General features: G+C 45.7%; 11 protein-coding genes and 1 pseudogene. 7 read left to right on the forward strand and 5 right to left on the reverse strand.

Annotated features, from left to right (window positions below; all coding sequences use genetic code 11):
- Nucleotides 1-132: 132 nt before the first annotated feature.
- Nucleotides 133-645: pseudogene (locus AAC978_RS09765) on the forward strand (HD-GYP domain-containing protein); the annotation flags it as partial.
- 110 nt (nt 646-755) lie between these two features.
- Here the strand turns inward: AAC978_RS09765 and AAC978_RS09770 are convergent.
- A complete protein-coding gene (locus AAC978_RS09770; RefSeq protein WP_445900299.1) occupies nt 756-2855 on the reverse strand; it encodes a thioredoxin domain-containing protein in 2100 nt (699 codons plus the stop codon).
- A gap of 310 nt (nt 2856-3165) precedes the next feature.
- Between AAC978_RS09770 and AAC978_RS09775 the strand changes: the two genes are divergently transcribed.
- Both AAC978_RS09775 and AAC978_RS09780 read left to right on the forward strand, forming a co-directional pair.
- Nucleotides 3166-3462 (forward strand): zinc-ribbon domain containing protein, encoded by a 297-nt coding sequence (locus AAC978_RS09775; RefSeq protein WP_341547851.1) that lies wholly within the window; start codon nt 3166-3168, stop codon nt 3460-3462.
- Between the two features lie 191 nt (nt 3463-3653).
- Complete coding sequence (locus AAC978_RS09780) at nt 3654-5486, forward strand: ASKHA domain-containing protein (RefSeq protein ID WP_341547852.1); 1833 nt, start codon at nt 3654-3656, stop codon at nt 5484-5486.
- 110 nt (nt 5487-5596) lie between these two features.
- Here the strand turns inward: AAC978_RS09780 and AAC978_RS09785 are convergent, their stop codons facing one another.
- On the reverse strand, nt 5597-6286 hold the full coding sequence (locus AAC978_RS09785) for a TerC family protein (protein ID WP_341547853.1): 690 nt from the start codon (nt 6284-6286) through the stop codon (nt 5597-5599).
- A 494-nt stretch (nt 6287-6780) separates the two neighbouring features.
- Here AAC978_RS09785 and AAC978_RS09790 point away from each other — a divergent pair, with 494 nt between their 5' ends.
- The 4 genes from AAC978_RS09790 (at nt 6781) to AAC978_RS09805 (ending at nt 11711) form a co-directional block, all read left to right on the forward strand.
- Complete coding sequence (locus AAC978_RS09790) at nt 6781-7920, forward strand: glycerate kinase (RefSeq protein WP_341547854.1); 1140 nt, start codon at nt 6781-6783, stop codon at nt 7918-7920.
- A 435-nt stretch (nt 7921-8355) separates the two neighbouring features.
- A complete protein-coding gene (locus tag AAC978_RS09795; RefSeq protein ID WP_445900297.1) occupies nt 8356-9777 on the forward strand; it encodes a GGDEF domain-containing protein in 1422 nt (473 codons plus the stop codon).
- 135 nt (nt 9778-9912) lie between these two features.
- Nucleotides 9913-10434 carry a signal peptidase I gene (lepB, locus tag AAC978_RS09800; RefSeq protein ID WP_341547856.1) on the forward strand — a complete coding sequence of 174 codons (522 nt, stop codon included), beginning with the start codon at nt 9913-9915 and terminating at the stop codon, nt 10432-10434.
- A gap of 101 nt (nt 10435-10535) precedes the next feature.
- The gene (locus AAC978_RS09805) at nt 10536-11711 is read left to right on the forward strand and encodes an aminotransferase-like domain-containing protein (protein WP_341547857.1); all 1176 of its coding nucleotides are present in this window, start codon (nt 10536-10538) and stop codon (nt 11709-11711) included.
- An 86-nt stretch (nt 11712-11797) separates the two neighbouring features.
- Here the strand turns inward: AAC978_RS09805 and cobS are convergent, their stop codons facing one another.
- The 3 genes from cobS to cobT form a co-directional block, all read right to left on the reverse strand.
- Nucleotides 11798-12550 (reverse strand): adenosylcobinamide-GDP ribazoletransferase, encoded by a 753-nt coding sequence (gene cobS / locus AAC978_RS09810; protein WP_341547858.1) that lies wholly within the window; start codon nt 12548-12550, stop codon nt 11798-11800.
- Nucleotides 12551-12553: 3 nt separating this feature from the next.
- Nucleotides 12554-13168 carry a bifunctional adenosylcobinamide kinase/adenosylcobinamide-phosphate guanylyltransferase gene (gene cobU, locus AAC978_RS09815; RefSeq protein WP_341547859.1) on the reverse strand — a complete coding sequence of 205 codons (615 nt, stop codon included), beginning with the start codon at nt 13166-13168 and terminating at the stop codon, nt 12554-12556.
- 64 nt (nt 13169-13232) lie between these two features.
- Entirely contained in the window at nt 13233-14384 is a 1152-nt protein-coding gene (gene cobT, locus AAC978_RS09820; RefSeq protein WP_341547860.1) for a nicotinate-nucleotide--dimethylbenzimidazole phosphoribosyltransferase, read from the reverse strand.
- Nucleotides 14385-14451: the final 67 nt, after the last annotated feature.

The raw sequence follows: 14451 nt of genomic DNA on the forward strand, positions 1-14451 counted from the left end.
GCAGACGTTTGCTTTGCCATACCCAAATTCTCTGGATTAGGCATTTTATGCTAATTCTATCCTTGGTGAGCTAGTTTGATTAGTTAGGAATTCTATGAAAAAGCGAGAAATTTAAAGAAAATCATAAGATAATATAGGGAGGTTAAGAAACACGCAGAATATGGATTTGAGATTCTGCGCAAGAATAAAGATATCAATTTATTATCTGCCCACGTTGCCCTTCAACACCAAGAACGATGGGATGGTAGTGGCTATCCGCGAGGGTTAAAGGGTATGCAAATTCATGAATACGGACGTGTGGCTGCCATAGCAGATGTTTATGAGGCTTTAACCAGCAAAAGGGTCTATCGCGATGCTGTTCAGCCTTATGAAGCTTACGAATACGTTTTGGCCAATTCAAATAGACTCTTTGAACCCAGAGTCGTTCAGCATACTTTTTCCAAGTGTATTGCGCCGTACCCCACGGGTTCAGGTGTTCGACTCAGTAACGGATTTCGTGGTAATGTAGTTAAGCAAAACCAGCATCTTCCGACTCGCCCCCATGTGCGCATGACCCATGAAGGAGATATTCGCCTAATAGCTCCTATTGATTACGACTTAGCAGAGCATCCTTCTTTAATGATCGTTAGTGTTGAGAATAAGTAGGTTTTTAAGTTTAATGAAGAAGCAAAGCTAATTTAGCTTTGCTTCTTTTCGTTGGGAAGTTTATGTGGAGTATTATTCTTCGTTGCTTTTTTATCACATACTATTAAATGTCATGTGCTGAGCAATGAGGATAGTTCAGCTGCAGTGTGAACCGGTCTGTGACAGGAATGGTTTTGACAGACATAAGCAGTTGCTTGCTTGGAATCCTGAGGGTAATTCGTAAGCCAAGGAATGAGTTCGGTAAGGGTTCCTTCTTGGTAAAGAAGGATGGTATAGGGGCGGTATTCCGCAAAGATAAGTTCCTTCATTTTAGAGTGTTCGGCATGCTGTAGTGGTCCGGTGAGGACGATCTCCTGACTTTGGGCGAGGGCGTATTGAAGGGCTTGCAAAAATGCAGTATATCCTGCTGGATAAGTAGAAAGTGGGGACTTAAAGGCCATGAGTTGTTCATGTGCCCTTTTCTCCCAATGAGCATCACCTGTAAGACGTGCTAGGCGAATTAGGTTACAAGCGGATACTGAGTTGCCGGAGGGAATTGCCCCATCATAGATTTCTTTGGGGCGAATCAGCAACTCCTCTGCGTCATGGCCGGTTAAGAAGTAGCCCAGTTCCTCTGAATCTAAGAAAAGCTCATCCTGCGCTCTCTGCAGGCTTAGAGCAAAACCGAGGTAGTCCTTTTTTTCTGTAGCCAAATATAGCTCAATTAATCCCCAGATAAGAAAGGCATAATCATCGAGGTAGCCTAAGTGAGCGGAATCTCTATCGCGGTACCGAGCTAATAAACGTTGATCGGGGTATAAATTATTCATAATAAAACTTACTGCTCTCTGCGCGGCATCACTAAAGGTGGTATCGCCGAAGATTTGAGCACCTTTAGCCAGAGCGGCAATCATTAAGCCATTCCAAGAAGTAAGGATTTTATCATCCTTATGGGGATGAATCCTTTTCTCTCGTGCTTGGAAAAGAATCTGGCGAGCCTCTTCAAGCTGAAGTGAGAGTTCTTCGAGGGGAAGATTAAATTCCTCGGCTAAAGCCGCCCATTCAGTGTGAAGGAGGTTAGGGATGTTATGGCCTTCGAAGTTGCCATCTCGGGTAATGTCGTAAGCTCGACAATAAAGCTGGCCGGCTTCGGGTCCTAGGAGCTCGTGGATTTCTTGAGGAGTCCAGACATAAAATTTACCTTCTACCCCTTCGGAATCTGCATCCTCAGCAGAATAAAGCCCCCCTTCTGGAGCTGTCATATCCCGAAGGACATAAGCGAAAATCTCGCGGGCCGTTTGTTCATCTTGAGGGTCGTGGCGGACTTGATAGCTTTCCAGATAGGCAATAGCTAAGAGGGCATTATCATAGAGCATTTTTTCAAAGTGGGGAACTAGCCAATGACGATCAGTGCTGTAGCGAGCGAAGCCAAAACCGATATGATCATAGATCCCTCCCTGCCCCATAGCATCTAGGGTGTTGCGGACCATTTGAGCGGCTTGCTGGGCTTTCGGTTCCTGACCATGATCATGGGCATAGCGGAGAAGAAAAGTCAGATTGTGAGGCGTCGGGAATTTGGGCGCCTCCCTAAAGCCTCCATATTGAGAATCAAAGGATTTCTGGAAAGTTTGCATAGCTATTTCTATGATCTCTTTTGCCCAGGGTCTAAAGTCATCGTCTTGGGAAGAAATCATAGAGGGGGTAGGAGGTACCTTGCTGGCTATGACAGCAGTATAAATTGACTCTGCTGAATTATGGACCTTTTCTTCATCGGCTTTCCACAGTTCCCCAAGTTGATGCAAAATATCAACAATCCCGGGGCGGCCATAACGGCTTTCCTTCGGAAAATATGTACCCGCATAGAAGGGTTTTTGGTCAGGAGTCATGAGAATTGTCAAAGGCCATCCCCCGGAACCGGTAAGAGCCTGACAGAATTCCATATAGATATGATCGACATCCGGACGTTCCTCTCGATCCACTTTAATGGCAATAAAATAACGCTTAAGGAGATCGGCCACCTCATGATCCTCAAAGGATTCGCGTTCCATAACGTGACACCAATGGCAGGTGGAGTAGCCAATGCTTAGAAATATCGGTTTATTCTCTTTTTTTGCCTTGGCAAAGGCTTCCTGCCCCCACGGATACCAATCCACCGGATTATAAGCGTGTTGAAGTAAATAAGGAGATTTCTCGTTGACTAATCTATTGGCTTCTATATTCATGTTTCTCAGAAGGATCACCTCCACAAATAGCGTACTTTTATTATAACCTAAAAAAATTATTTAAAAGATATTATACTTAACGATATAGAGAGGATCCGCATTCGAGTCCATCCCAAGGTGGAATTTGTAGGACGATTATTAAAGTCTCCGTTACAAAGGATATTTCTTGTTGACTTTCTCTTAAATGACTGTTATGATAAACAAGTCCGTTCGAAAAATATTGGATTTGGTAAAACCTTCTTCTGTTGCCTAAAGCACTGGGAAGCAATGAAAATTCCTTTTGAGTGGCGGGTAATTTAAATGATGGAGGTTTTTTATTATGTACGAAGACAAAGTTATTACCTGTAAAGACTGTGGAGCAGAATTCGTATTCTCAGTTTCTGAGCAAGAATTCTACGCTGAAAAAGGTTTCACCAATGAACCTGGCCGTTGCCCTTCTTGCCGTGCAGCTAGAAAGCAACAAACTCGTGGTAATGGTGGATACCAACGCCAAGAACGCCAAATGTACCCTGCAGTTTGCGCTTCCTGTGGTGTAGATACCATGGTTCCTTTCCAACCTAGTGGCGACAAACCAGTATACTGCCGCGATTGCTTCACCCCACGCAGCCGTTACTAAGATCTAAGCAAGACCTTCTCAGATTTAACTCTGAGAGGGTCTTTTTTATTTGGTCCGAGGCACAAAGTCGTGAAAAGAAGATTTTGTCTTTATTTTGAGAATAGTTTAAAATAAACCTATGAAGCGTTTTGCTATTGTGTTAGATGGTTACGATAATTGAAATATGACAAAAGCTAAAGGAGGAGAGAGAAGTGGTGCAAGTTGCTTTTTTGCCGGGTCATACGAAAGTAGAGGTGCCCAAGGGGAGTACCATAATGCAAGCAGCTATCACAGCCGGTGTTCCCTTGGAAAGCACCTGCGGTGGGAGAGGGACCTGCGGAAAATGTAAGGTGCAAATCGATCCGGGAAAAGTTGATCCGGCACAAGATGTGGGGAAAAACTTTTTAAGCGACTCTGATAGGGAAGCGGGGTGGGTGTTAGCTTGCCGTGTCGCGGTATATGAGGATTTGGCTGTCAAGCTTAGTGAATCTAAAGATGCTCATCAAAGAAAGACTCAGCTCAATCAATTGATGGATGTTGAACTTGCTCCCGGAATCCAAAAGCTTTTTCTCCAATTAGCAAGGCCAACCGTAGAGGATCAGAGACCTGACTGGGATCGTCTTGTTGCCGCGTTACCTTCGCAAAGGATTTCCTTTAACCGGCGTATTGCCTCTCAGCTGCCGCAGGTGCTTCATCAAGCGAACTTCCAGGTGACAGCTGTTCTGGACGGAGATAAAGTATTAGCCGTGGAGCCAGGGGATACTACCTTGAGGAATTATGGCCTAGCCATCGATATTGGCACTACTACGACGGTAGTCTATTTAATGGATTTGCTTCAAGGAAAAGTCCTCGCCAGTGGTGCGGTGACCAATCCCCAACGAGCTTATGGAGCAGATGTTATCTCGAGGATCACCCATGCTGCTCGGGGTCCGGAACAGCTGCAGGAACTACAGATGTTGGTTATGGGAGGTTTGAATCAAATCATTGCTGAATTGTCTGCAAAAAGTCGCATAGGCAAAGAAGAGATTTATCAGGCTGTGGTCGTGGGAAATACCACCATGAGTCATCTGTTCTTGGGCATTGATCCAACTTATTTAGCTCCGGCACCCTTTATTCCTGTCTTCCGGCAAGAGGTCGAGGTTGAAGCAAGGGAATTGGGGTTGGATATTCTACAAACAGGGCATGTGGTTCTTTTGCCGAATGTTGCCGGGTATGTGGGAGCTGATACTGTCGGCGTGATGGTCGCCGCCAAGGTAGATCAATTGCCGGGATATACTCTAGCAATCGATATTGGTACCAACGGCGAGATCATACTTGCCGGTGGGAAGAGAATTTTAACCTGTTCGACTGCTGCCGGTCCGGCTTTTGAAGGAGCGGAGATTAAATATGGGATGAGAGCCGCGGATGGTGCCATTGAAAGGGTAACCATCAAGGATGATGTGGAATGTGCGGCCATCGGAGGGACTAAGCCCATTGGCATCTGTGGCTCGGGCCTGATTGATGCTATTGCCCAGATGGCTGAGTCGGGAGTCATCTATGCCAGCGGTCGAATCGTTAATAACCAAGATGATCTCGCCAAGCTTCCCCCGTTACTCCAACAGCGCATACGAAAAACTCCAGAAGGAAGCGAATTTGTGCTTGTCTGGGCGAAGGAGACAGGAATAGGTGAAGATATCGTACTAACTCAAAAAGATATACGCGAGATGCAGCTTGCGAAAGGTGCGATCCGTGCTGGCGTAAGTATTCTCATGAAAGAAATGGGGATCGGACTAGAGCAGTTGGATCGGGTACTATTGGCAGGGGCCTTCGGTAACTATATCAGTAAAGAAAGTGCCTTAGGCATCGGCCTGCTTCCCGATCTGCCGATTGAGAAGATTTCGGCTATTGGCAATGCGGCAGGTGATGGAGCTAAGATGGTTTTATTATCCCAAGCTGAACGGGTAAAGGCTACCGAATTTGCTAATCATGCTGAGCATCTGGAATTGTCCACACGCATTGATTTTCAGGAAGAGTTCATCGACGCTCTTTCTTTTGAACACCAGTAGAGCCATAGATCGCCTGAATGGTGCAATTTAAGTTGCATAGAAGTCAGATGCGTACAAGAAAAGGCAACCTCTCGGTTGCCTTTTTCGCATTCTTGGAAAGAGATATTATATTAAGCGGCGTTTTCGGTCGTATCCAAGGCTTTTTGCTTGCTTTTATTATGCCCAAGGAACAAAACTAAAGCAATGAGGACGGCGCTCAGACCCCATTCAATCCAGGCGCTCTCGCCGATGAGATTGACGACAAACTTTTCACCGGTCAGCATAGTGACGGCGGTGTGAGTGATGACTGCAGCTCCAAGAGGGATGATAATCGGAAAGCGGTTAATCGCCTTAATAACCAAGGTGCTTCCCCAGACTACGATCGGAATACTCACAAGTAAGCCGAAGATGACCAGTATGGGGTGACCATGAGCGGCTCCTGCCACCGCAAGAACATTGTCCAGACCCATTACGGCATCGGCAATAATAATGGTGCGAACAGCACCCCAGAAACTCGAAGCACTTTCTACATGTTCATCATGTTTTTCATCGGTGAGTAGCTTATAAGCCATCCACACCAAGAGCAGGCCCCCGGCAAACATCAGACCCGGGATTTTCAACAGATAGACAGCCACTAAGGTTGCTAGGGTACGAATTAGGATAGCTCCCCCGGTGCCGATTAATATGACTTTCTTTTGTTTATCTTTAGGTAGATTACGGGCTGCCATACCGATGACGATGGCATTATCCCCGCCTAAAACGAGGTCCATGAGGATGATGGCCAATAATGCCTGAAAAAACTCGGGACTGAATAGTTCCATTTTTTTCTTCCTTTCGCACTCAAAATATTTATCGTTTTCCTACGATTGGGGTATTATTGCATAAAAAAAGACCTTCTACCCTCCTTTGGGCAAAGGTCTTGCTTACAACAATGTTGTCAACAAAGCCGGGATTTTCATCCGTATTGACGACTTTGCTGTCCAGCTACTCCCCTTTGGACTATTACTGTTTTAGTATACCGTATAGAGTGCTTTAACGTCAATAAAAAATGATCTATAGAATATGAAGAAATCTAGATCAATGCCACCGATTCCTTAAAATTTGTTGCTGTATTTATTGTGTTTATTCACAATTTAGTTTAAAATTCGAATAAACAAAAGATGATGAGTAGAGCACAACATGATAAGTAGAACAGAAGAGATTAAATAGATCATGAGTTAATATGCGAAAGCTTGATTTTAGATTAGTTGTTTGAAATATGTTGTATAGTAATGGATGCTTTTTAATTAATAAGTTGTTATAGGAGAGAGATGTCATGCATGTACTTATTGCCGTAGATTCTTTTAAAGGAAGTCTAAGCAGTCAAAAGGCCGGGGAAGCAATAACCTTGGGTATTCAACGGGTCTTTCCGAAAGCAAGTACAGAGATTATCTCCATGGCTGATGGAGGTGAGGGAACCGTTGAGGCTATTGTGTACGCCACTAAGGGAGAAATATTAAAAGCCAAGGTCACTTCACCCTTGGGCGAGCCTCTTGATGCAATTCTTGGGAAGTTACCAGATGGCACCGTTGTCCTCGAAATGGCTTCAGCTTCAGGTTTGCCCTTGGTGCCACCAGAAAAAAGAAATCCCTTATTAACGTCAACAAGAGGTACCGGAGAGCTTATCCGAGCCGCCTTAGACTTGAATCCCAAAGAAATATTGATTGGTATTGGAGGAAGTGCCACAAATGACGGCGGTGCGGGTATGGCCCAAGCCTTAGGTGCGAGATTGCTAGATCGAGAAGGTCGGGAACTGATGCCGGGCGGAGGGGCTCTTGAGCATTTAGAGAAAATTGATATAACGGGCCTTGATTCACGTTTACAGACAACGAAGATTACTGTGATGTGCGATGTTGATAATCCCTTATGTGGCCCAAGAGGCGCTTCTGCCATATATGGTCCGCAAAAAGGGGCAGATCCGGAAATGGTTCAATATCTTGATCAAAATCTTGCTCGTTTTTCCCAAATTGTCCTGAAGGATCTGGGTATGGATTTAAAAGACGTCCCCGGTGCAGGTGCAGCCGGGGGACTTGGCATGGGTCTTCTCGCTTTTACCGGTGCGAAGCTAAAGACAGGTATTGAGGCCGTTCTCGATACGGTGGACTTCGACAATAAGCTTCAGGTCGCTGATCTAGTCATCACAGGTGAAGGGCGTATCGATGGACAGTCTATTTATGGTAAGGTACCCATGGGGGTGGCTAAACGAGCACACAGATCCGGTAAGCCTACCTTAGCTATCGTAGGCTCTATCGGGGCAGGATCGGAAGAACTCTATAACCATGGGCTGAGCTCGATTATTGCAATTGTCAATGGGCCTATGTCTCTTGAACAGTCAATGGAAAAAGCCTTTGAATTAACTGCGGACGCTACAGAACGAGGGTTTCGAATCTTACAGATTCCACTACGGTTTGATTAATGACTCAAGCTCGTGTTTGACCACTGCCTCTAGAAGGGCCAGGGGCGAAGTCTGGCTCAATCACTAGGAGGGGCGCTGCTAACTACTTGCAAAAAAGTAGTTGGGCGACGCTCCTCTTCTTGCGTTGAAAGATAAACAAATGATCATTCATCTTCACTTTTCATGTTAAGTACTAAGGAATCAAGTACTAAGTAATAAGACATTCAGATAGGAAAGATAGGAAAGAAATGTAGAATAGAAGGAGAATAGTGCAAGGTTAGTAAAATTTCCAAAAAAATTTGGAAAATTAGTTCTGAGGGGAATAGATGTGGTAAAATATCAGATGTACATATCATATTGAGCAAAGCCTCCAAATTTATTCAATTAGAAATTATCGCTTATGGAAAATCTATAGCTCAGAAAGTTCAATGCTCGTAGATGAAGGGTGAGGAGTCTGTGTTAGTAGAAAAAAATATGGCCAATGAATCCCTGATAATTGGTTCTTCTTATGCAGAGCCCTTCTTGACAACTATCCAAGAGATGAACCGTGAGGAGAACCTCTTGAGAGCCTTGAATCTCTTTACCCAGCGGAGTCTTGAGCTTTTTAAATGCAATATTGCGGCTATTTATCTGCTTAATCAAGGACGTTATCAATCTTTTTCAGTTGCCTATCGCGAGGATAAGCATCTCGACTCTTTGGAGTCACGGAGATTTCCTCAGGATTTTCCTATGATATCTACTCAAGTCAATTACTTGGATGATGAATGGGTTTTGCCACTTACTCATTTTGATAAAAACTTAGGTGCTTTGGTTCTTAGTGGCAACTATGCTCGGCCATCTGACCGGCGACTTGCTCTCTTTGTTGAAAAAGCGATCTCTATGATTTCTTCCTTCATTTTTGAAAGAAAGCTTAGAAGCGATTCCTTTGATCGGGAGCAGGCTTTGACACTGCTCTTACAAGGGACTGAAATTCTGGTCCGAACTGATTCGGAGGAACAGCTTCTGTCTGAAGCAGGAGAAATGGCTATGGAAATTCTGTTTCTACCCGGGGGTTTTTTCTTGTTGGAGGGAAGCGAAGGGAGTTGGGAGATCCGCTCACCTTTTGGGCGCCTAAGGCAAGCCATGGACTGGGATTGGCAGACATGGGTTAGGCAGTATATTTCCAAGGAAGAGTGCTGCCTGAGAAGTGCCACAGTACATTCTCTGGAAATTGAGGATAATCCTTTTCGGTGGGAAAAAGTTTGGATCTACCCTCTTCAGACCCATAGCGGAGTCGTGGGTGAACTTTGGCTTATGAATACCGAGGAGGATATCACCGACCAAAAGCGGGAAATTCTGGCTGCCTTTATACGTGTGATAGGGGTTGCCCTTGAGACAATTCGGCAGCGAGATGAGCTAGCACGTTTAGCGAATACCGACCGTTTGACAGGAATATTGAACCGTCAGGGATTTGAACAGCGTTTTCGTGAAGAAATGGCCAGCTCTTTACGAAGGAATTCAAACTTTCTCTTGCTGCTTCTTGATCTCGATATGTTTAAACAGCTCAACGATAGCCAGGGTCATCCGGTGGGGGACCTAGCCCTGAAAGAAATTGCTCAGAACTTACGGGCTGCAGTACGTGAACAGGATATTGTTGCTCGAACCGGTGGCGATGAATTTACCCTTGTTCTGACCGACATAGCGATGAGTGAAGAAGCATTGCACGTTATTGAGCGGATGAGAAAGAGCATGCATTTGGAGGAGTATGATTTAGGCGTGAGTATTGGCGTCGCTGAATTTCCCATGGAAGGCCAGACTTATGATGAATTATACCGTCTAGCGGATCAGAGACTTTACCGAGGCAAAAACTTGGGCAAAGGAAATATCATAACGGACTGACCCTCCAGACGGGGGGTCTTTTATTTGGGATGCCTTTCGTGTTATCCTATAACAGTATGGATTTTGAGATGGAATTAGATGATAACGTTCAGATCAAATGATTCTGTCAGCTAAACGAGCAGAGGGTGTGACTAAATGAAAAAATACGTACGCACGATTTTCGAATGGGGGATTTTGATTGTCATCGCTTGGGTTCTCTCCTTTGGTATCAGAACCTTTGTCCTTGACACGAGAATTGTTCCTACCGGTTCGATGCTTCCGACGATTCAACTACAAGATCGTTTAATATTTGATAAGCTTTTTTTTCGCTATGGTACATTGGAACGAGGGAATATCATCATGTTTACTGCTCCCGAGGGCTCCGGTGAGCACGATGACTTAGTAAAACGTATCATCGGCATGCCGGGGGAGACCTTAGAAGTTCGCGAGGGTAAAGTGTGGATAGATGGTCAGGCATTACTAGAACCTTATCTCAAGGAAGCTCCTAACTATGAGTATGGACCCATCGAAATTCCTGAAGATTCCTATTTGGTTTTTGGTGACAATCGTAATAACAGCAAGGACAGTCATGTCTGGGGCTTTGTTCCTATAGAAAATATCGAGGGACGAGTCTTGCTGCGTTATTGGCCTCTAGAGCAATGGGGTTCCTTAGATTAGATGTGAGCACAAACTTTGCTATAAATTGCCACATTTCAATGAAGTGATTTTCAATGAAATGATTTCTAAAGATATAATGATAAGAATGAAAGGTGAAAAAAATGAAGTATGCCAACTGGATGAAAAATGTAGGGGAAGGATTTATCGGGGAAATGCTAAGAGCAGCGCAAAATCCTGAGATGATTTCCTTTGCCGGAGGATTACCGGCCCTCGAACTTTTTCCAACCCATGAGCTTCAAGATGCATTTCAGCAGGTTTTTGAGGAGCAGGGTAGTTCTGCTTTGCAATACTCTCAGACTGCGGGATACCCTAAGCTAAGGGAATGGCTCGCCAGTCAACATCAAAGGAATGAAAGACCAGCACGTATCCAAGAAGTGATTATCACAACAGGTAGTCAGCAAGGATTAAGTCTCTTAGCCCAGACCTTTTTAGATCCGGGAGATACGGTATTCATGGAAACCCCCACGTATTTGGGTGCTATTCAAGCCTTTGAAGGCTTTCGCGCGAACTTCCAGATGATCCCCTGTGATGTGGAAGGTATTATTCCCAGTGAATTGGAGCGTGCCCTTCAGCATACCACGCCGAAGTTCCTTTATATTATACCGAATTACCAAAATCCTTCCGGAAAGGTTATGGGATTAGAGCGTAGAAAAGAGCTGCTCAAGGTGGCTCAGAAATATGATTTACTACTGATTGAAGATAATCCTTATGGCGAATTGCGTTATGAAGGTGAACCGCTTCCCCATCTTGCCGAACTGGGGGAAAATGTTGTCTATCTGGGAACCTTTTCAAAGGTATTAGCACCGGGACTGCGCGTCGGCTACGTACTTGCTGGCGAAGATATAATTATGCATCTGGAGCAGACCAAAGAGGGTGTGGATCTCCATAGCAATAATTTGACGCAAAGAGCAGTTTATGAGTATTTAAAGCAAGATCTTTTACCGGATCATATTCTCAAGCTACGTGAGGTGTATGATGTGCGTCGCAAGGCTATGGTAGAAGCTATCCATACCTATTTGGGAGAACAAATAGAGATGGTGGTTCCCTCAGGAGGACTTTTCCTTTGGGGCAAGCTCAGCGGAGTTCAGGATAGCTTTGCTTATGTAGAAGATATGATCAAACAAAATGTCCTCTACGTACCAGGGGCTTTGTTCTATGCTGATGGCCGGGTATCCAACGAGATGCGCCTTAACTATTCCTGCTCAACTCCTGAAGTCATTGAAGAAGGAATCAAGCGTCTTGCCAAAGGACTAAGCAAAGGACTAAGCAAAAGGTAAGCTATGTTCGATCCCTTAAAAAGATGCCCATCTGTGTTCGGCACATCGACTCAGGTGGGCATCTCTCGTTTAAGAAAAGTATTCCTTTAGGTGATAAAAGGAAAGGCACCCAGCAAGAAGAAAAGTTCGGACAGTTCAATGCTGGCTCCGTAAAGATCACCGGTCAGTCCGCCGAGCAGGCGTGAAACTTTACAGGTGAAGAAGAGGATGCCTAAAGTGGCTAAGACGAAACCGGCTATGCCTGACCAATGCAGAAAATAATAGGTTAGCAGTAGAAGCAAGAGACCTTGACCGAAGAAAACCCACTTGGTATTTCGGGAAGATTCATGAAACCCTTTACCCAGACCCTTTTCCCTAGCATAGGGGAAGAAATATACGCCGATAAGGAAAATCCAACGAGCGATGATGGGCATAAAAAGGACAAGGAAAAGGGCCGAAGCGGAACCGAGGGAACATAGCTCTACAAGCAAAGTGAATTTCAGTAGCAGGTAGGCTATGGCACCTAAGGCCCCGAAGGCACCCACATGGCTGTCCTTCATGATCTCCAGCATACGCTCCGGAGGACGGGCGGAAAGCAAGCCATCCATACTATCCATGAAACCATCCAGATGGATTCCCCCGGTTAAGATGAGTTCAAGGATGAGCACTAAAGCGGCAGTAATCAAAGGCGGGTAGAAGGGAAGCAGGAGTGTTAGAGATGCCCAAAGCACTCCTCCCACAATCAAGCCCACCAAAGGATAATAATGTTGGCTCAGAGTGAATTCTTCGGAGGTCACATTCGTCGGCTGGGGAAGAGGAATGCGCGTTAAAAAAGTCAGGGCGATCCATAATTTGCGCATGGCTTACTCCTCTTCTCTACGCAAGGAATCCAGCAGGGCCTGTCCGGCGGCTTTGATTTCTACGGGATACCCGGCAACCACAGAATAAACCTGGGATGCACTTCGACCTAAAACCTGATTGGCCCGACCGGCGAGATCTCGATATACTCGAGATAAGGGATTATCGGGAACGATACCATTGCCCACCTCATTGGTGACCATGATGACCTGTGGTGTAACCTCCTGTGCTAAGTCGGAGACGGTTTTCACTTGCTCCAGAATCCATAATTCTAATTCATGAAGGGTTTCCGTATATTCTCGCCCCTGGAGAACTTTTTCCTCAGGGTAGCGGGAGAGAAGGAGATTCGTCAACCATAGTGTGATGCAATCCACCAAAATGACACCCTTTTCTTGGCGATACCGTTCCAAGACTGCCGCAAGGGCCAGAGGTTCTTCGACCAAGGCCCAGTGGGAAGGTCGCTGATTCTGGTGTTTCTTGACGCGCAGAGCCATTTCTTCATCGTAGACTTGGGCGGTAGCAACATAGGTAACAGGCTGACGGGGATAGGCAGCAAGAAGCTCAGCAAAGCTACTCTTCCCGCTGCGGGCACCACCGGTAATAAGAACAAAATCCGACATAAATTACCTCCTAAGGCTTCAGCCTGCGTTAAAACAACGAGTGCGAAAGCAGTGCTTTCGTGGCTCAAGCCGGGTTTTCTTTATTGCTTACTCCTGCAGATTCAAAGGTAGCCATTTCTTCAAGAATATGGATGGAGGCATCCAAGAGATGGAAGGCAATCGCAGCTCCAGTGCCTTCGCCCAGTCTGAAGTCCAGGTGCATAATCGGTTTAAGCTCCAGTTGCTTCAGAGCAGCTACATGACCAATCTCCACCGAAGAATGAGACGGAATCAGGTAGAAACGAGCGGTGGGACAAATTGAGGTGGCGATGAGAGCGGCTGCTGTAGAAATTACCCCATCCAAAACGATAGGTACTTGGGAATGGGCAGCTTCAAGGATGGCTCCGGCTAGGGCGCCGATTTCCAGGCCGCCAATCTTACGGAGAACGTCTACGCCGTCCTGAGGATCCGGCTGATTAACTTGGATGGAACGGGTGATGACCTCTTGTTTGCGGATCAAGGCAGCATCATCGAGGCCGGTTCCGCGTCCGGTAACATCTTGGGCTGGTAGGCCGGTGAAGAAGGAAATAATCGCGGCACTGGGAGTAGTATTGCCGATCCCTACTTCGCCGGTAGCTAAGACTCGGAAACCGGAATCAATGGCCTGACGTGCGATTTTGGCACCTGTCAGCAAGGATTGCAGTGCCTCTTGACGACTCATGGCCGGTCCTTGAGCCATGTTATGGGTTCCGTTCATCACCCGATGACGCATAAGCTCCGGAGGGTCTAAGGGAAAAGCCATTCCTATATCGGTGCAGATAACCTCCGCCTTAGCATGACGTGAGAGCACATTGATACCGGCACCGCCGTTTAAGAAATTATAAAACATCTGGGGGGTGACTTCTTGAGGAAAAGCACTGACCCCTTCGGCCACGACTCCGTGATCCCCAGCCATAACCAGAACCGCTTTCTTCTCAATCTCCGGCCAGGGATTTCTTTGGATTCCACCTAAGCGTTTGGCGATCTCCTCTAATACTCCTAAGCTACCGAGGGGTTTGGTTAAGGAATCCAGACGTGCCTGCACAGCCTCCATAGCCTTTTCGTCTAGCCCTTGAATACCCTGGACTAGTTGCTTTAAGGCTGTTTCACATTCATCAAGTGTAGTCTCAGTCAAATTTTCACGAGCATAGACCTCATCTAGGAATAGTTTGTCTTGATTTAGTTCTGTTTTACTCATCTTTAATCCTCTCCTTTTTAATAAAAAAATAAAGTCCCGCCACAAATAATGTGGTCGGGACTTTGCC

Source organism: Desulfitobacterium sp. THU1, assembly GCF_038181555.1.
Classification (GTDB): Bacteria; Bacillota; Desulfitobacteriia; order Desulfitobacteriales; family Desulfitobacteriaceae; genus Desulfitobacterium.